This is a genomic window from Streptomyces sp. NBC_01116 (genome assembly GCF_041435495.1).
In the GTDB taxonomy this organism is placed as follows: domain Bacteria; phylum Actinomycetota; class Actinomycetes; order Streptomycetales; family Streptomycetaceae; genus Streptomyces.
This window is the reverse complement of the sequence record NZ_CP108644.1, coordinates 7686530-7703999: the sequence shown is the minus strand read 5'-3', so window position 1 is coordinate 7703999 and position 17470 is coordinate 7686530. Positions and strand designations below refer to the sequence as shown.

The 17470-nt window shown below is 71.7% G+C and carries 15 protein-coding genes; 5 read left to right on the top strand and 10 right to left on the bottom strand.

From position 1 onward, the window contains the following. The first annotated feature begins 13 nt into the window (after positions 1 to 13). Entirely contained in the window at positions 14 to 916 is a 903-nt protein-coding gene (locus tag OG245_RS33805; RefSeq protein WP_371627141.1) for a transketolase family protein, read from the top strand. A gap of 115 nt (positions 917 to 1031) precedes the next feature. Here OG245_RS33805 and OG245_RS33800 read toward each other — a convergent pair whose 3' ends face one another. After that, positions 1032 to 1433 (bottom strand): MmcQ/YjbR family DNA-binding protein, encoded by a 402-nt coding sequence (locus OG245_RS33800; RefSeq protein ID WP_371627140.1) that lies wholly within the window; start codon positions 1431 to 1433, stop codon positions 1032 to 1034. 222 nt (positions 1434 to 1655) lie between these two features. Between OG245_RS33800 and OG245_RS33795 the strand changes: the two genes are divergently transcribed. Beyond that, complete coding sequence (locus OG245_RS33795) at positions 1656 to 5156, top strand: ThuA domain-containing protein (protein ID WP_371627139.1); 3501 nt, start codon at positions 1656 to 1658, stop codon at positions 5154 to 5156. 8 nt (positions 5157 to 5164) lie between these two features. Next, on the top strand, positions 5165 to 6037 hold the full coding sequence (locus OG245_RS33790) for a sugar phosphate isomerase/epimerase family protein (protein WP_371627138.1): 873 nt from the start codon (positions 5165 to 5167) through the stop codon (positions 6035 to 6037). Positions 6038 to 6205: 168 nt separating this feature from the next. On the opposite strand, the gene OG245_RS33785 is transcribed toward OG245_RS33790, so the two are convergent. Genes OG245_RS33785 through OG245_RS33775 form a run of 3 tightly spaced genes read right to left on the bottom strand, consistent with a single transcriptional unit; the run spans position 6206 to position 8946 of the window. Next, the gene (locus tag OG245_RS33785; RefSeq protein ID WP_371627137.1) at positions 6206 to 7036 is read right to left on the bottom strand and encodes an ABC transporter ATP-binding protein; all 831 of its coding nucleotides are present in this window, start codon (positions 7034 to 7036) and stop codon (positions 6206 to 6208) included. After that, positions 7033 to 8055, bottom strand: a complete 1023-nt coding sequence (locus OG245_RS33780) for an ABC transporter substrate-binding protein (protein ID WP_371627136.1) — start codon at positions 8053 to 8055, stop codon at positions 7033 to 7035. The genes OG245_RS33785 and OG245_RS33780 overlap by 4 nt, the downstream gene beginning before the upstream one ends. Positions 8056 to 8082: 27 nt before the next feature. Next, positions 8083 to 8946, bottom strand: a complete 864-nt coding sequence (locus OG245_RS33775) for an ABC transporter permease (RefSeq protein WP_371627135.1) — start codon at positions 8944 to 8946, stop codon at positions 8083 to 8085. A gap of 256 nt (positions 8947 to 9202) precedes the next feature. Between OG245_RS33775 and OG245_RS33770 the strand changes: the two genes are divergently transcribed. After that, a complete protein-coding gene (locus OG245_RS33770) occupies positions 9203 to 10225 on the top strand; it encodes a LacI family DNA-binding transcriptional regulator (protein WP_371628061.1) in 1023 nt (340 codons plus the stop codon). Positions 10226 to 10254: 29 nt separating this feature from the next. On the opposite strand, the gene OG245_RS33765 is transcribed toward OG245_RS33770, so the two are convergent. The 5 genes from OG245_RS33765 to OG245_RS33745 are packed head-to-tail and all read right to left on the bottom strand — an operon-like array spanning position 10255 to position 14383. Next, positions 10255 to 10839 carry a GAF domain-containing protein gene (locus OG245_RS33765; RefSeq protein ID WP_371627134.1) on the bottom strand — a complete coding sequence of 195 codons (585 nt, stop codon included), beginning with the start codon at positions 10837 to 10839 and terminating at the stop codon, positions 10255 to 10257. After that, on the bottom strand, positions 10836 to 11459 hold the full coding sequence (locus OG245_RS33760; protein WP_371627133.1) for an ATP/GTP-binding protein: 624 nt from the start codon (positions 11457 to 11459) through the stop codon (positions 10836 to 10838). The genes OG245_RS33765 and OG245_RS33760 overlap by 4 nt, the downstream gene beginning before the upstream one ends. Beyond that, positions 11437 to 11808: a DUF742 domain-containing protein gene (locus OG245_RS33755; RefSeq protein WP_371627132.1), complete on the bottom strand. Its 372-nt coding sequence runs from the start codon at positions 11806 to 11808 to the stop codon at positions 11437 to 11439. The genes OG245_RS33760 and OG245_RS33755 overlap by 23 nt, the downstream gene beginning before the upstream one ends. Positions 11809 to 11810: 2 nt before the next feature. Then, complete coding sequence (locus OG245_RS33750) at positions 11811 to 12245, bottom strand: roadblock/LC7 domain-containing protein (protein WP_032791393.1); 435 nt, start codon at positions 12243 to 12245, stop codon at positions 11811 to 11813. Continuing rightward, entirely contained in the window at positions 12242 to 14383 is a 2142-nt protein-coding gene (locus OG245_RS33745) for an ATP-binding protein (RefSeq protein WP_371627131.1), read from the bottom strand. Before OG245_RS33745 ends, OG245_RS33750 begins: the two co-directional genes overlap by 4 nt. A 423-nt stretch (positions 14384 to 14806) precedes the next feature. On the opposite strand from OG245_RS33745, the gene OG245_RS33740 reads away from it, so the two are divergent. Next, positions 14807 to 16252: a glyceraldehyde-3-phosphate dehydrogenase gene (locus OG245_RS33740; RefSeq protein WP_371627130.1), complete on the top strand. Its 1446-nt coding sequence runs from the start codon at positions 14807 to 14809 to the stop codon at positions 16250 to 16252. Between the two features lie 206 nt (positions 16253 to 16458). Here OG245_RS33740 and OG245_RS33735 read toward each other — a convergent pair whose 3' ends face one another. Continuing rightward, the gene (locus OG245_RS33735; RefSeq protein WP_371627129.1) at positions 16459 to 17388 is read right to left on the bottom strand and encodes an oxidoreductase; all 930 of its coding nucleotides are present in this window, start codon (positions 17386 to 17388) and stop codon (positions 16459 to 16461) included. Between the last annotated feature and the right edge of the window lie 82 nt (positions 17389 to 17470).

Sequence of the window (17470 nt, the reverse complement as noted above, 5' to 3'; positions counted from 1 at the left end):
GAGGGACCCCTTCATGGACACCATGCGTGACCGATTCATCACCACCACCTCGCGGCTCCTCGACGAGGAGCCCCGGCTGGCCGTCGTCCTCGCCGACATCAGCGCCGACGGCTTCGCCCCGGCCCGGCGCGCCCACCCCGACCGGGTGATCAACGTCGGAATCCGGGAGCAGCTGCTGGTCGGGGCCGGCGCGGGGATGGCGCTGACGGGAATGCGGCCGATCGTGCACACCTTCGCCAGCTTCCTGGTCGAGCGACCGTTCGAGCAGGTCAAGCTGGACTTCGGGCACCAGGGGGTCGGCGGGATCCTGGTGAGCGCCGGCGGCTCCTACGACTGGCCGGCCGGCGGCTTCACGCACATGGCGCCCGGTGACGTCGCCCTCCTGGACACCCTCGACGGCTGGACCGTGCACGTACCGGGTCATCCGGACGAGGCCGAGGCCCTGCTGCGGGAGTCGGTCGCCGGCGACGACCGCGTGTACGTACGCCTCTCCCTCCAGGCGAACCGGGAGGCACGGCCGGTGAGCGGCAAGACCGGGTTCACCGTGGTGCGCGAAGGGCGGCGCGGGATCGTGATCGCGGTCGGCCCCATGCTCGACAACGTCCTCGCCGCCACCGAGGGACTCGACGTCACCGTGCTGTACGCGACGACCGTGCGGCCGTTCGACGCGGCGGGGGTGCGCCGGGCCGCCGGTGCGGCCACGAGCGCGGATGTGGTGCTCGTGGAGCCGTATCTGGCGGGCACCTCCGCCGCGGCGGCGGGCGAAGCGCTGATCGACCTGCCCCACCGGGTGCTCGGGCTGGGCGTGGGCCGCGCGGAGCTGCGCCGGTACGGGCAGCTGGAGGAGCACCTCGCGGCGCACGGCCTGGACCCGCGGGGACTGCGGAAGCGGATCACCGGATTCCTGCGCCCCTGATCACGGGACCGCACCTCCGCGCGCCCCGGCCGCCCTCGACCCGTCACGCGCCGCCCCGACCCCACTCCCCGCTCACCCGTCACGCTGACCCCGCTCTCCCCGCGGCCCTCCCCGCTCACCCGTCGCCCTGCTCCGCCGCCGCGCCCTCCTCCGACACGCCCAGCTCCGGATGCGCCGCCGCCAGCCGGCGCGGGGCGACCTGCCGCCAGGAGTCGGCGAGGATGGCGGCCAGCTCGCCCGCGTCCTCCAGGGCGGACAGCCGGACACGCATCCAGGCGTAGTGGTCGTCGTGCCCCTCACGGATGAAGAACTTCTCCGGCTCGGCGGCGATCAGCTCGGCACGGGCCTCCCGGGGGCACTTCACGCCCATCGCCGTCTCGTCGTCGCCCAGCGAGGCGAAGATCTTGCCCGCGACCCGGAAGGTGGGCTGCCCCCAGGCGGGCTTCTCCGTGGTGTCGGGCAGGGACAGCGCGGCCGAGCGGACATCGGCGGCGGTGATCGCGGCGTCGGCGGTCATCCCGGGCCTCCGTTTCGAGGTGCCCCCGGCGGCTTCTCGCCGGGATTCGACCGTAACGCCCCGCACCGACATCCACGCGCGACCGGGCCTCGCGCCCCGCCCGGCGCGCTGGGCCCCGCAGACCCATTGACCCCGCCGGAGAGCGGAACCTACTCTGAACGGCGCACTCCAGAAAGCGCTTTCTATCCCCTTCGTCGGCATCTACCGCACAGGGAGCGCCCCATGAGACGCCGTTCGTTACGCCGGGCCGGCCGCGTCGGCCGATCCCCCGGCGGCCCCTCCCCCCTCATCGCCGTCACCTCGCTCCTGGCCCTGGTCCTCGCCCTGCTGGTGGCGTCGCCGACCGGCGCGCAGGCGGCCGCTTCGTACCGGGTGCTGGTCTACTCCGAGGTCACCAACTCCGACCACGCCTCGATCCCGGCCGGGATCGAGGCGGTCCGGAAGCTCGGAGCCGAGCACGACTTCGAGGTGGAGGCCACCGCCGACTCCTCGGTCTTCAACGACGCCGACCTCGGCCGGTTCCAGGCCGTCGTCTTCAACAACACCAACTCCACCCCGGAGACGGGTGACCTGCTCGACCCGGAGGAGCGGGCCGCACTCCAGCGGTACGTCCGTGCGGGCGGCGGCTGGGTCGGCCTGCACTCCGCGTCCGCCAGCGAACGCGACTGGGAATGGTACGAAGGGCTGGTCGGCGCGATCTTCGACAAGCACCCCGCCCCGCAGACCGGCCGGGTCAAGGTCCTCGACCGCACGCACCCCTCGACGAAGCACCTTCCCGACCTCTGGGAGCGCCAGGAGGAGTGGTACAACTGGCGCGCCAACCCCACGTCCAAGGTGCACACACTCGCCCAGATCAAGGTGCGTGACGGGATCGACGGGCTCGACGAGGGCGTGGACCACCCGTTCTCCTGGTGCCAGAACTACGACGGGGGCCGCTCGTGGTTCACGGCGGGCGGGCACGACGAGGCGTCCTTCCGGGAGGAGGGGTTCGTCAAACACCTCCTCGGCGGCATCCAGTGGGCGGCCGGAGCGGCGGAGGGCGACTGCACCGCGACGCGCACCGGTTCCTTCCAGCGGACCCCGCTCGCCACGAGTGATCTGGCCGACCCGTTCGAGCTGGCCGTCGCTCCCGACCGCCGGGTGTTCTTCGCCCAGCGGACCGGGAAGCTGAAGGTGATCGACCAGGAGACGATGAAGGTCTCCACCGCGCTGGACTTCGCGTACACCCCGGAGATGACCAGCCAGTCGGACGGGCTGCTGGGGCTGACGCTCGATCCCGGCTTCGCGGAGAACAACTGGCTCTATCTGCTGTACTCCGACAAGGTCGAGAAGCGGCTGAACCTGTCCCGTTTCACCGTGGACGGCACCACCGTCGACCCGGCGTCCGAGAAGCGGCTGCTGACCGTGCCGACGCTGCGCGGTGAGGGCCGGGCCAACTCGCACATGGCCGGTTCGCTCGCCTTCGACAAGGACGGCAACCTGTACGCGGCGACCGGCGACAACACCGACCCGTTCGCCTCGGACGGTTTCACCCCGATCGACGAGGGCGAGGGCCGCCGCGCCTGGGACGCGCAGATGACCGCGGGCAACACCAATGATCTGCGCGGCAAGATCCTGCGGATCACGCCCGAGGACGACGGAACGTACTCCGTCCCCGAGGGGAACCTCTTCGCCCCGGGTACGGAGAGGACCCGGTCCGAGATCTACGCGATGGGTATGCGCAATCCGTTCCGGATCACCACCGATCCGCTGAGCGGAGCCCTGATGGTCGCGGACTACGGCCCCGACGCCCGCGCGGCGAAGCCGGACCGGGGTCCGGAGGGCACGGTCGAGTACACCCGTATCACCGAGGCGGGGAACTTCGGCTGGCCGTACTGCGTCGGGAACAACACCCCTTTCAACGACTACGACTTCGCGACGAAGACGTCCGGGCCGAAGTTCGACTGCTCGGCGCTGGTCAACGACTCGCCGAACAACACCGGCCTGCGGGAGCTGCCGCCGGCCCAGCCCGCCACGGTCTGGTACGCCTACTCCGCCTCGGCCGAGTTCCCGGAGGTGGGCACCGGCGGGGGCGGCCCGATGGGCGGCCCGGTCTACGACTACGACCCGGACAACACCTACCGCACCAAATTCCCCGAGTACTTCGAGGGGAAGGCGTTCACCTACGAGCTGACCCGGCGCTGGTTCAAGACGTTCTCGTTCCAGAGAGAGGACCAGACCTTCACCGATCCCCGGTTCGACTCCGTGAAGGCGGGTGACCTCCAGTCGATCAACGGCGTCTTCGAGGACATGGAGTGGAACCAGCCCTTCGACGCGGACTTCGGTCCCGACGGAGCGATGTACGTCATCGACTTCGGCCTCGGCAGCGGCACCGGCCGGGGCGGCAGCAACGAGGGCGCGGGCATCTACCGGATCGACTACGTCGGCGACGGACGGCTGCCCGACGCCAAGATCTCCGTCGACCGGGACAGCGGAACGGACCCGCTGACCGTGAAGTTCTCCAGCGAGGGCTCGGGCCTGCCCGGCGGGCAACCGGTCGGCTACGCCTGGGACTTCGACGGCGACGGCACCACGGACTCGACGGAGGCCGATCCCTCGCACACGTACACCGCCAAGGGGCTGCACACCGCGCGGCTGACCGTGACCGGCCCCGACGAACTGACGGCGCTGGCGGTGCAGGACATCACGGTGGGCAACACCAGGCCCGAGGTGAGAATCCAACAGCCTCCGGACGGAGGCATGTTCGGCTTCGGGGACACGATCCCGTTCACGGTGAAGGTGACCGACAAGGAGGACAGCCGGAGCGGTCCGATCGACTGCTCGCGGGTCGTCGTGCAGTCGCAGCTCGGCCATGACACGCATCTGCACCCGCTGGACAACTACACCGGCTGCACGGGCGAAATCGTCACGGACGCCGGGGACAGCCACGGGCCGGGGCAGAACCTCTACTACGGGATCACCGCACAGTACGAGGACAAGGGCGCTCCCGACGCCCCGGCGCTGACCGGCTCCACCTCGCTGACCCTGCGCACCTCCTTCCGTGAGGCCGAGCACCGGACGACGACGGGCGGTGCGAACGGCGGTGCGGACATCGGCAGTCGGGCCGACGCGTCCGGCGGGAAGCGGCTGATCGAGATCGAGGACGGCGACTGGATCGCCTTCGACCCGGTGAACCTCAAGGGCGTCGAATCCGTGACGGTCGGCGCGTCCTCCGGCGGGCTCGGCGGCACGGTGGAGTTCCGGTCCGGCTCCCCCACCGGCGCACTGCTGGGCTCGGTGAAGATCCCGGACACCGGCGGCTACGAGAAGCTGGTCTCTCCGACGACGAAGCTCAGGAACCCGGGCGGCACGACCACGCTGTACGCCGTCTTCACCAACCCGGACTGGGCTCCCGGCAAGGCCGATCTGCTCTCGGTCGACTGGCTGCACTTCAACGGCCCGGGCGTGGAGAGGAAGGGCGGTACCACGGTGACGGTGAAGGCCGGGCCCGCCTCCGGGACCGCTCCGCTCGCCGTGTCGCTGAGCAGCACGGTCAGACCCGCTCAGGGCCGCACGATCGCCTCGTACCACTGGGACTTCGGCGACAACGTGAAGCCGTCCGGGCCCGAGGGCGCGACGGCGACGCACACCTATGACCGCAAGGGCGCCTACACCGCGCGTCTGACGGTCACCGACGACAAGGGCGACACGAGCACCGGCGCCGTCCGCATCGACGTGAAGTGAGGAACCTCATGGGTACGGAGCACGTGAACGGAGCCCGTAGAGCCTTTCTCGGTACGGCGCTGGGGGCGGTGGCCGCCGTCGGTCTCGGCGCGGCCCCGGCCGCGGCGTCCGGCCGACGGGGCTGCCGGCGCATCCCCCCGTCGGGGATCGGGATGCACCTGTACACGATGCGGACGCCACTCGCGGCGGACTTCGCCGGGACGCTGGAGCGGCTCGCGGAGATCGGGTATGCGACGGTCGGCGTCAGCGGCCGGCACGGCAACTCCCCCGCCGCGATACGGCAGATGCTGGACCGCACCCGGCTCAAGGCCGTGCTGGAGCACGTCGGCTACGACATCGTGACCGGCTCCGGGCTGCCGCGGGCACTGGAGGACGTCCATACGCTGGGCGGCAAGTGGATCGTGGTGCCGAGCCTGCCGGGTTCGCTGCACTCGCCGGACGGATACCGGGAGGTGGCACGGCAGTTCAACCGGGCGGGGCTGGCCGCCCGCGAGTCCGGACTGAAGCTGCTCTACCACAACCACGGAGGCGACCACGAGGTGGTGGACGGTGTCAGCCTGTACGACATCCTGCTGAACGAGACCGATCCTGAGCTGGTCGGTTTCGAGCTGGACCTGTACTGGGCGGCCGAGGGCGGCTCCTCCGACCCGGGCGAACTGTTCGTCCGGCACCGTGGCCGCTTCCCCGCACTCCATGTGAAGGACATGGCGCCGAACGGGGACTTCGCGGACGTCGGATCGGGGATCCTGGACTTCCCGGCCATGTTCGACACCGCGCGGCAGGGCGGGGTGAAGCAGTGGCTGGTGGAGCACGACGCCCCGGCCGACCCCTTCGCCTCGGCGCGGGCCAGTCACCGGTATCTGTCCCGGCTGCGCTACTGAGCGAGGGTGCCGGCGGTCCGGCCCCGGGTGCGCGGTACGGCGCCCGGGGCCGGACCGCGTTCTGTGCCGGGCCGCGAGGGACCCGGCACCGCGCAACACGGACGTGCCGGGCAGGAGACCTGCCCGGCACGTCCGTTCTGCCGCTTCCCGCCGCCTTTCGGGCGCTCCTCAGTCCTGTGCGGACACCGCGCCCAGCAGATCCCGGATGTGCGCCGCCGCGGCGCGGAACTCCGGGCGGCCCAGCGTCTCGCTGTAGTCGCGCTCGGCGGGCAGGCCCACGTCGATGACCTCCGTGACGGTGCCGGGGCGCGGGCTCATCACCACGACCCGGTCGGCCAGGTAGACGGCCTCCGAGATGGAGTGGGTGACCAGCAGGACCGTGGTGCCGGTGGTCCGCCAGATCCGGTTCAGCTCGGTGTTCATCTGCTCGCGGGTGAGGGCGTCGAGCGCGCCGAACGGCTCGTCCATCAGCAGCACCGGCGGTTCGTGCAGCAACGCCCGGCAGAGCGCGACGCGTTGCTGCATACCGCCGGAGAGCTCGTGCGGACAGGCGTCCTCGAAGCCGGTCAGGCCGGTCATCCGGATCAGCTCGTCGGCCCGGGCGCGCGCCACCGTCGGCTCCATGTGGCGGATCTCCGCCTGGAGCAGGATGTTGCGCAGCGCCGAGCGCCACTCCAGCAGGGCCGCGCGCTGGAAGACGTAACCGATGTCGTGGCGGGGCCCGGTGACGCGCTCGCCGCCGAGCAGGACCTCGCCCGAGGAGGCGGTGAGCAGGCCGGCCACCAGTTTGAGGAGGGTGGACTTGCCGCATCCCGACGGTCCGACGATGGCGACGAACTCGCCCGGCGCGACGTCCAGCGACACATCGCCGATCGCGGTGACGTCGCGCTTCCTGCTGCGGAAGCGGACCGACACGTCCGCGAGCCGGACCGCCGCCGCGGGACCCGCCCCGGCGGCCGATCCGGCGCGGGGCGTCGTCTGCTGCTTCTGCATCGTCATCCCTTCAGAGCCTTCTCGGTGTCCCAGTACTCCGCCACGGCCTTCGGCTTCGTGACCATGCCGGCCTCGGCGAACACGTCGATGGTCTGCTGCCAGTCCGCCTCGGTGTTGACGCCCGGCGCCTTGCCCTCGGTCGCCGCCGTGTGGAGCAGGGTCAGCGTCGTCGCGAACTGCTCGGACAGCACCGCCTTCGGCGGCAGTTGCTCGGAGGCGCCCTCCATCGCCGCCACCGCCGGCTCGGGCGCCTTCTCCGCGGCCGCCCACGCCTCGCTGACCGCCTTCACCATGCGCTCCGCCACCTCCGGCTTCGAGGCGAGGAGCTTCTGCCCGGCGAGCAGCCCGTTGGAGTAGAAGTTCAGTCCGTGCTCGGAGAACCGGATGTAGGACACCGGCTTCTCGGCCTTGTCCTGCATGATCGGTCCCTGGTCACTCGCGTAGCCGAGCAGCCCGTCGGTCTTCCCCGAGATCACCGCGGCGATCTTGCCCGCCGGGTCGGTGTTCTGGACGGTGACGTCCGACTCGCCCATGCCGTTCTTCTTCAGGAAGATCGGGAAGGTCTTGGACAGCGCGTCCCCGGCCGTCCCGGCGATCGTCCGCCCCTTCAGGTCGGCCGGCCCGCCGATGCCCTTGGCGTCGAAGGACTGCACGGAGGCCGGGGTGGTCTGGAGGAAGACGCCGAGGCTCTTCACCTGGACACCCTGGTCGACGCCCGCGAGCAGCGCCGGGGTGTCGGCCCAGCCGAAGTCGGTCTGCCCCGCGGCCGTCGCCTGGACCGTCTTCTGGGAGCCCTGGCCCGCCCGGATGTCCAGGTCGATGCCGTGCTTCTCGAAGATCTTCTGCTGCTTGCCGTAGTAGAACGGCGCGTGTTCGCCGTACGGGTACCAGTTGAGCGTCAGGGTGACCTTGTCCAGCTTCTTGCCGGAGTCACTGGTGCTGGTCGACGCCTCCTCGCCGCCGCAGGCGGTGGCGGCCACCAGGGCGAGGGGTACGACACCGATCAGGAGTCTGCGCGCATGCATGGGATGGCCCTTCTCGCGACGGGGGATTCAGTACGTGGTGGTGGCCGAGGACTCGCGCCGGCTGGCGTGCCACGGCAGGAGCAGCTTCTCGGCGATCTCGACGATGACGAACAGCACGACGCCGATCAGCGACATCACCAGCAGCCCCGCGAAGAGCATCGGGGTGTCGAGGTTGCCGTTGGCCTGGAGGATGACGTAGCCGAGTCCTTCGTTCGCCCCGACGAACTCGCCGACGACCGCACCGGTCACCGCGAGGGTGACGGCCACCTTGAGCCCGGAGAACAGGTGCGGCAGGGAGGCCGGGAACCGGATCTTCATGAAGGTCTGCCAGGGCTTCGCGCCCATGGTGGCGGACAGTTGGAGCATCTCGGGGTCGACCGCCTTGAGCCCGGTGACCATCGAGATCACCACCGGGAAGAAGGCGATGAGCACGGCGATGAGGATCTTGGGGGCGATGCCGAACCCGAGCCACACCACGAACAGCGGGGCGATGGCGATCTTCGGGACGACCTGGGCGAAGAGCAGGATCGGGTAGAGCGTGCGCTCCACCGTCGAGGAGTAGACCATCACCACCGCGGCGAGCACACCGACGGCGACCGCGATGACGAAGCCGAGGAGCGTCTCGTACGTCGTCACCCAGGTGTGCTGCCAGAGGTAGCCGGTCTTCGTGGTCAGGACGTCGAGCGTGGCGCCGGGCGACGGCACGAGATAGGGCTCGATCAGCTCGGCGGCCGCGATCACCCACCAGGCCACCAGGGCGGCCAGCAGCAGGGCGAGGGGCCGCCAGCTCTGCTCCGCCGCGCGGGCGAGCCGCTCCCCGGTCGTGGGACCGTCCCTGCGGGCGACCCCCGCCACATCGGCGGGGCGCTTGGCCAACGCGCTCTGGCTCACGGTGAACTCCCTGGACTTCGGGGGTAGTTGTGCAGACCTCTGCAAGGCTGCGATGCTGCGGGCCCTTACCGTGAAGGCGCTTTCAGAAAGCGCTTTCTGGTAAGGTGCCGCCACGCTAATGACTGCTCCCTCGCACGGTCAAGAGGTCGTCCCGAAGTTTCGGGACCCTGCCACCACCGCACCCCTGGGGGTCGAGTTGAGTGAACGGGAAACACCGGTCCACCCCGATACGCGCCGACGGGCCACCGCCGCCCATGTGACGCTCGACGCGGTGGCGCGCGAGGCGGGCGTCTCGCTCGCCACCGCGTCCCGGGCGCTGAACGGCACCACCCGGGTCCGCGACGATCTGCGCGAGCGGGTCCGCGCGGCGGCCGATCTCCTCGGCTACATCCCCAACGCCCACGCCCAGGCCCTCGCCAGCCCCGAGGGCAACCGTACGGTCGGGCTGATCTGCCACGACGTCGGCGACCCCTACTTCGCCGGCATCGCCAGTGGGGTGATGCGCGCCGCCGCCGAGCAGGACCTGCTGGTGATGCTGGCCTCCACCTTCCGCGAACCCGCCCGGGAGATCGCGTACGTCTCGATGCTGCGCGCCCAGCGGGCCCGGGCCATCCTGCTGATCGGCTCCGGTTTCCAGGACCGGGCCTGGGAACGCGCGATGGACGCGGAGCTGGAGCCGTACGTCCGGGCGGGCGGGCGGGTCGCGGTGGTCAGCCGGCACCGGAGCATGCGGGTGGACACCGTGCAGCCGGAGAACCGGGCCGGGGCGGCGGCGCTCGCGGCCTCGCTGGTGGCGCTGGGGCACCGGGACTTCGCGGTGCTGAGCGGACCTCCCGAACTGACCACGGTGGCCGACCGGTTGGCGGGATTCCGCGAGGGTCTCGCCACGGCGGGCATCGCGCTGGAGCGGGTCGTGCGGGGCGCGTTCACGCGGGAGGGCGGACACATGGCGGCACGGCAGCTGCTGGCCTCCGGGGGTCGGCGACCGACCTGTGTCTTCGCGGTGACCGACGTGATGGCCGTCGGCGCGCTCGCCGCGCTGCGGGAGGCCGGCGTACGCGTCCCCGAGGACATGTCGCTCGCGGGGTTCGACGACATCCCCGTCGTACGTGAGGTGTCACCGCCGCTGACCACGGTGGCGCTGCCGCTCACGGAGATGGGCGAGCAGGTGATCGCCCTCGCCCTGCGGACGCCGTCGGGGGCGGGGCGCTCCCGGGTGCTGCGGATCGAGGGGAACGTGGTCCTGCGGGGCAGCACCGCTGCGCCGCCCGGGAGTTGAGCACGGCACCGCCGGTGGCGGAGGTGGCGTCAGAGGGGGTGGTGGCCCTCCCGGTCGTCGATCTGGCGGACGAGTTCATGGGCGAGCGACTTGATGGTGTCGAGCCCGGCCCGGCCCCAGGGGCGCGCCACGGTGTCGACGGCACAGACGGTGCCCAGCGCGATGCCGGTGCGGTCGATCAGCGGCGCCCCGAGGTAGGAGCGGATGCCTATGTCGTCCACCACCGGGTTCCCGGCGAAGCGCGGGTAGTCGCAGACGTCGTCCAGGACGAGGGCCTTGCGCCGGACGAGGACGTGCGGGCAGTAGCCGTGGTCGCGGGCCATGTACCGGCTGCTGCGGTTGCTGCCCGCCGCGGCCGAACCGAGGTCGTGGCCGCCGCGGTTGCCGGCGGGAGTGTGCAGTCCCGCGAAGAACTGCCGGTTCTCGTCGATGAAGTTGACCATCGAGAAGGGCGTGGCGGTGACTTCGGCCACCTTGTCGGCGAAGGCGTCGAAGTTGTCGTAGGAGGCGTCGGGGCGTTCGCCGAGATCCAGCTTGCGCAGCCGCCGCGCGCGGGCCGGGCCGTGCCGGTCGGTGGGCGTCAGGAGCATCCGGCCGGTGGCGAAGGATGTCACGGGTGGGCTCCGAAGGTCTGGAGTGGGGCGGGCGCCGTGGTGGCGTTGATGAGGTGTTGGACGAGCGTGACGAGGGCGCCCGTGCCGGAGCTGGCGATCCGGGCGTCGCACAGGACGACGGGCACCTCGGGCCCGAGGTCGAGCGCGGCACGGACCTCGTCCGGCTCGTAGCGGTAGGCGCCGTCGAACTCGTTGACGGCGACGATGAATCCGATGCCGCGCCGTTCGAAGAAGTCCACGGCGGCGAAGCACTCGGCGAGGCGCCGGGTGTCGGCCAGCACCACGGCCCCGAGCGCCCCCTGGGAGAGCTCGTCCCACATGAACCAGAAGCGTTCCTGGCCCGGTGTGCCGAACAGGTAGAGCACGTGCTGCTCGGAGAGGGTGATGCGGCCGAAGTCCATGGCGACGGTGGTGGCCGTCTTGGACTCGACGCCCTCCAGGTTGTCCGTCCCCACACTGACCTGGGTCAGCAGTTCCTCGGTGCTCAGCGGGGCGATCTCGCTGACCGCGCCCACGAACGTCGTCTTGCCGACGCCGAATCCACCGGCGACCAGGACCTTGAGTGCCATGGGGAAGAACTCGGCGGTTCGGGTGCGGTCAGAGCTGTCGTCGTAAACCATCGAGCACTGCCTCCAGCAGGGATCGGTCGGTGGGCATGTCGTGGAAAGCGGGAGCGTGCGCGGTGACAGCGCCGCAGGCGACCAGGTCGGCGAGGATGACCTTGGCGACGACCGCGGGCAGCCGGAGGTGCGCGGCGATCTCGGCGACGGACATCGGCCCTTCGCACATGCCGAGGGCCACGGTGTGCTCCGGGCCGAGCGGGCTGTCCGGCTCGATGCCCGTGGCCATGATCAGGGACAGCAGGTCGAACTCTGTGGACGGCCGGGTACGGCCGTTGCTGATCGTGTACGGGCGGATCAGCCGGCCGGCCGCGTCGTCGAGCAGGGGCCCGTCCTGCGGGACCGGCATCCTCAGTGCCCCGGGGTGAACGGCGCCCCGGCCGGCTGCCTCAGCGGGGTCGTCAGATAGGGGCGGACGCTCTTGACCAGCATCGCCATCTCGTAGCCGAGCACCGCGGCGTCCGCCTCGCGCCCCGAGAGGACGGCGAGGCAGGTGCCGGATCCGGCCGTGGAGACGAACAGGAGCGTGGAGTCCAGCTCGACGACCACCTGCCGTACGTCCCCGTTGTCCCCGAAGCGGGCCCCGGCGCTGCGCCCCAGCGAGTAGAGGCCGGCGGCCAGGGCCGCCATGTGGTCGGCGCTGTCGGGGTCCATGCCGTGCACGGATTTCACCAGCCCGTCGGCGGAGAGCAGGACCGCGCTGCGTGTGTAGGGCACGCGCTGGACCAGTCCGCTCAGCAGCCAGTCCAGGTCCGAGACCTGACCGGACGGCATTTCGGTCGTCATGGTGTCTGCTCCTTGAAGGTGGTGTCTTTCCGGGGTTCCGGGAGAATCCGGCCCGGCAGGAAGGGATCGGCCGCGAACGCTCCGGGCTCGCCCGGTTCCCGGTCGTGGGCGCTGCCGGTGTGGACGCCGTGCTGGTAGGCGGAGGTGTCGTGCGGGTAGGCGTCGGGCGGGTAGCTGTCCGGTACGGGCAGACCGGTCACGGGCAGGGCGTGGTCCGGCCGCGACGCCTCTGCCGGACCGGGGCGGCCGGGCGAGGTGCCGGCTCCCCGTACGGGAAGGGGCGAGAGGGACTCCAGCGGGGCGTCGAGCGCGGTCCGGCCCCCGGTCCCCGTGGCAGCCGGGCTTCCGTATCCGTCGTCGGCGCCCTCCTCCTGGGCGGTCTGGGCCTCGGCGAGATCGACGCCGCGGCGGAAGGCCGCCATGAGGCCCGGGTCGTGCATGGCGTGCTCGTCCTCGACGCGTGGAGCGGGCGCCTCGCGCAACTGCGGGACGAGGGATTCCTGATTCGTCCGCTTGGGCAGTTCGGGCCGGGAGCTGGACGGGACGGGGAGGTCGTCGCGCTCGCGGGCGGCCTCCGGGGCGGGCCCGCCGTCGCGCTCGGGCGGGGAGGCGTGCGGTGTCGGGCGGTCGATGCGCTCGGCGCGCAGCGGGAGGGGCGGGGCCTCCCCCGCGGGCGGTTGCGGACGGCCGTTCTGCCGGTGACCGCCCGCCGGCGGCCGCGGGCCGCCGTTCCGCTGATGGCCGGGCCCCTGCGGCGACCCGCCCGTGGACATCGCGGCCGGAGCCGGGGACCGGGTCGTACCGTCCTGCGGCGGGGCGGCGGGGGCCGGGGCCTCGACGGGCGGCCGGTGCACGGCGCCGGGGGGCGGTACGGGCACGGCGTCGGGCGGCTGGGGGGCGTCGGGATCGGTCCCGAGCAGCGACTGCGGGAGCACCAGCACCGCCTGCGTACCGCCGTAGATGTTGCTCTGCAGCCGGACGGCGATGCCGTGGCGGCGGGCCAGGGCCGAGACGACGAACATGCCGATCCGGCCGTCCTGGAGCAGGTGGGCGACGTTGACCTGGTCGGGGTCGGAGAGCAGGGCGTTCATCCGCTTCTGCTCGTGGTCCGGCATCCCGAGACCGCGGTCCTCGACCTCCAGGGCGAGGCCGGCGGTGACGTGCTGGACGCGCAGCAGGACCTGGGTGTGCGGGGCGGAGAACACCGTGGCGTTCTCGACCAGCTCGGCCAGCAGGTGGATCACGTCGGCGACGGCGTGGCCGCGCAGGGTGCCCTCCATCGGCGGGACCAGCTTGACCCGGGGGTACTGCTCGACCTCCGCGATGGCCGAGCGGAGCACCTCGGTCATGGTGACCGGGTTGCTCCACTGCCGCCGGGAGACGGCCCCGCCGAGCACGGCGAGGTTCTCCGCGTGGCGGCGGATCCGGGTGGCGAGGTGGTCGACGTGGAAGAGGCCCTTGAGGAGATCGGGGTCCTCGACCTCGTGCTCCAGCTCGTCGAGGATCTGGATCTCGCGGTGGACGAGGGATTGCAGCCGTCGCGCGAGGTTGACGAAGACCTCGACCTTCTGTTCGTTGCCGGCGCTGCTGAAGAGCTGGGACGCCTGGACGACGGCGGCGACGGCGGCGTCCTGGGCCCGCGCCATCTCCACTCCGAGCAGGTCGAAGGCGTCGGCTCCGGGCGCGGGCGGCTGCGCCTGTGGCCGGGCCGCGACGGCTTCCCTGTTGCGGAGCTGTTCCATCACCCGTTGCAGCTCGGCCTGGCCCTGGGCGCTGGCGCGCCGGAGCGCGAGGGCCCGGTCGAGCACCTGGCCGGCGACGCGGTTGGCGCCGAGGTAGGCGGCGGCGACGGCGGCGACGGCGAGCGCGCCGGATCCGCCGAGCGCCGCCCAGAGGCTGGGCGAGGCGTCGACGGCTCCGGCGCGGACGGTGAAGATGACGGCCGCGGCGCCGCTGAGCACGGCGGCGATGGCCGGGAGCAGTGCGGTCCGCAACAGCTGGGGCCGTATGCGGGCGTCGGGGGCAGGCCCTGTGGCGCGCGGCCTGCTCGTGGCCGAGTGGGCGCGCGTGCCGGGGCGGCCGTGCCGCCCGCCTTCGCGGCGGTCCGGTCGCGCGTCGGGTGCGCGAAGTTGAGACATCAGCGTCCTCGGTACAGGGGGCACCGGGGATCGGCGGTCGTGCCGGCGTCCATGAGGTGGCCCCTACGGTGGTCGGTCAGGCGCGGGTCATCGGTCGGGCAGGCCCGAACGTTATGAGCCCACCGTTGATCACCGGGCACACACGGTAGTCGTCAATGACGTATGCGCGACGGGCAGTTGTCGAACTTGCCCGCCATCCGTCCCACTCTGGTATGACCTCTCGCACGCGCGCCCGATTGCGCCACCTTGGCCCCGATTCGGCCCGTGGCGCCGCCGCGCCGCCCACATGCCGGCCGCGCCGGGTCCGCCCGGGCCCCGCACGGGGCGCCCGTACGGGGTTCACCCGCAGGCAGGGGACCACCCGACGGGGCGACGGCGCAGCCGGTTACCATATGAGCGCCGCCTAGCTCGAAAGATAAACTTGTGACTGTCAATGACGACTCGTTCACCAACTGGATGCACCGCGAGGAGATCGCGGAGTCGATGATCCCGATCATCGGGAAGCTGCACCGCGAGCAGGACGTCAATGTCCTGCTGCACAGCCGCTCCCTGGTGAACAAGTCGGTGGTCAGCATCCTCAAGACGCACCGCTTCGCCCGGCAGATCGCGGGCGAGGAGCTCTCGGTCACCGAGACGATGCCCTTCCTGAAGGCGCTGACGACGCTCGACCTCGGCCCCTCCCAGATCGACATAGGCATGCTGGCCGCGACGTACCGGGCCGACGGGCGCGGACTCTCGGTCGAGGAGTTCACCGCTGAGGCCGTCGCCGGGGCGACGGGCGACAACAAGATCGAGCGCCGCGCGTCGCGTGACGTGGTGCTCTACGGCTTCGGCCGCATCGGCCGGCTCATCGCCCGCCTGCTCATCGAGAAGGCCGGCTCGGGCAACGGCCTGCGCCTGCGGGCCATCGTCGTCCGCAAGGGCTCCGGCCAGGACATCGTCAAGCGCGCCTCGCTGCTGCGGCGCGACTCGATCCACGGCCAGTTCCAGGGCACGATCACCGTCGACGAGGCGAACAGCAAGATCATCGCCAACGGCAACGAGATCCAGGTGATCTACTCCGACGACCCGACGACGGTCGACTACACGGCGTACGGCATCAAGGACGCCATCCTGATCGACAACACCGGTCGGTGGCGCGACCGCGAGGGCCTCTCCAAGCACCTCCGGGCGGGCATCGCCAAGGTCGTGCTGACGGCGCCCGGCAAGGGCGACGTCCCGAACATCGTGCACGGCGTCAACCACGACACGGTCAAGCCGGACGAGCGGATCCTGTCCTGCGCGTCCTGCACGACCAACGCGATCGTCCCGCCGCTGAAGGCGATGGCGGACGAGTACGGCGTTCTGCGCGGGCACGTGGAGACCGTCCACTCGTACACCAACGACCAGAACCTGCTGGACAACTACCACAGCTCGGACCGCCGTGGCCGTTCGGCGGCGCTCAACATGGTCATCACCGAGACCGGTGCCGCCTCGGCCGTGGCGAAGGCACTGCCCGAGCTGAAGGCGCCGATCACCGGCAGCTCGATCCGCGTCCCGGTGCCGGACGTCTCGATCGCGATCCTCAGCCTGCGGCTGGAGCGCGAGACCACGCGTGAAGAGGTCCTCGACTACCTCCGCAACGTGTCGCTGGCCTCGCCGCTCAAGCGCCAGATCGACTTCATCAGCGCGCCCGACGCGGTCTCCAGCGACTTCATCGGATCGCGCCACGCCTCGATCGTCGACGCGGGCGCCACCAAGGTCGACGGCGACAACGCGATCCTCTACCTCTGGTACGACAACGAGTTCGGCTACTCGTGCCAGGTCATCCGGGTCGTGCAGCACGTCTCCGGCGTGGAGTACCCGACGTACCCGGCCCCGGCGGTCTGACCCCGGCACGCTCCTCGGCACGTACTTCCCCCGGTGCCCGGCAGGCCTCCTGCCGGGCACCGGGCGTGTGAGCGGTGCGGAAGGTGCTCCGCGCGGCGAGGAGCCACCGCCCTCCGGCCTTCCGGAACGTGTCCTCGTAGTGCCCGACCTGCGCGGGCAGCGCTCCCCGGGGCCGCACGACCTGTTCTCGGCGGCCCCGGCAGGCGTCACACGGCGTCGACGTCCAGTCCGGTCAGCCGGGCCGACTCGTCCCACAACGCCCGTGCCATGACCGGGTCCTGGGCGCGCCGCGACTTCCGGGCGGGCGCCGGGGCTCCCCGGGTCTCGCCCAGGCGGGCGGGGCCGTAGTAGGAGCCGCCCGGGGCACCGGGCAGCGTCGCCGCGTACAGCACGGGCAGAGCCCCCGCCGATGCCGGCTGGGTGTACAGACGCGAGGCGCGCTCCAGCTTCGCGGCCCAGTTCCGGCCGGACAGACGCGGCCCGGCCTGCCCCAACTCCGTAGCGGAGAGGCCGGGATGGGCCGCCAGCGCCACCATGTCCCGGCCTGCGGCGCGGGCCCGCCGGTCCAGCTCGTCCGTGAACAGCAGGTTGGCGAGCTTGGACTGGCCGTAGGCCCGCCACTTGCTGTACGCCCGCTCGGCGTTGAGGTCCCCGAGGTCGATACGGCCGATCCGGTGGCCGATCGAGGAGAGCGTCACCACGCGCGCCGGACCCCGGACCCCGAGGACGGGCAGCAGCCGGTTGGTCAGCGCGAAGTGGCCCAGGTGGTTGGTGCCGAACTGCATCTCGAAACCGTCCGCCGTACGGAGTGGCGGCAGGGCCATCACCCCGGCGTTGTTCACCAGGAGGTCGAGGCGCCCGTCGACCTCCTTCGCGATGACCTCCGCGGCCTCGGCCACACTGCTCAGATCGGCCAGATCGAGGCGGACGAGCCGGGCGTCCGAGCCGGGGGCGGCTCGGTGGACGGCGTCCACGGCGCGCCGGCCGCGCTCCGGATCGCGGCACGCGAGAACGGTCCGCGCGCCGGAGCGGGCCAGGACGAGGGCGGTCACCGCGCCGATGCCGCTGTTGGCGCCGGTGACCACGGCGGTGGAGCCGGAGAGGTCGGGCATGTCGTCAAGAGTCCAGGAGTGCATGAGGCGCGCCTCCCCCGTGCCGGCGTCGCCACACCTGGAGAACGCCCGGCGGCCGGCCCGCAGGGGCAGGGCTCCGCCGCCC

Bases quoted from the DNA above. Each gene is read 5' to 3' on its own strand.
- OG245_RS33785 (WP_371627137.1), bottom strand. From the start codon at position 7,036: ATGACGATGCAGAAGCAGCAGACGACGCCCCGCGCCGGATCGGCCGCC.
- OG245_RS33745 (WP_371627131.1), bottom strand. From the start codon at position 14,383: ATGTCTCAACTTCGCGCACCCGACGCGCGACCGGACCGCCGCGAAGGC.
- OG245_RS33800 (WP_371627140.1), bottom strand. From the start codon at position 1,433: ATGACCGCCGACGCCGCGATCACCGCCGCCGATGTCCGCTCGGCCGCG.
- OG245_RS33755 (WP_371627132.1), bottom strand. From the start codon at position 11,808: ATGCCGGTCCCGCAGGACGGGCCCCTGCTCGACGACGCGGCCGGCCGG.
- OG245_RS33805 (WP_371627141.1), top strand. From the start codon at position 14: ATGGACACCATGCGTGACCGATTCATCACCACCACCTCGCGGCTCCTC.
- OG245_RS33750 (WP_032791393.1), bottom strand. From the start codon at position 12,245: ATGACGACCGAAATGCCGTCCGGTCAGGTCTCGGACCTGGACTGGCTG.
- OG245_RS33780 (WP_371627136.1), bottom strand. From the start codon at position 8,055: ATGCATGCGCGCAGACTCCTGATCGGTGTCGTACCCCTCGCCCTGGTG.
- OG245_RS33760 (WP_371627133.1), bottom strand. From the start codon at position 11,459: ATGGTTTACGACGACAGCTCTGACCGCACCCGAACCGCCGAGTTCTTC.
- OG245_RS33790 (WP_371627138.1), top strand. From the start codon at position 5,165: ATGGGTACGGAGCACGTGAACGGAGCCCGTAGAGCCTTTCTCGGTACG.
- OG245_RS33735 (WP_371627129.1), bottom strand. From the start codon at position 17,388: ATGCACTCCTGGACTCTTGACGACATGCCCGACCTCTCCGGCTCCACC.
- OG245_RS33795 (WP_371627139.1), top strand. From the start codon at position 1,656: ATGAGACGCCGTTCGTTACGCCGGGCCGGCCGCGTCGGCCGATCCCCC.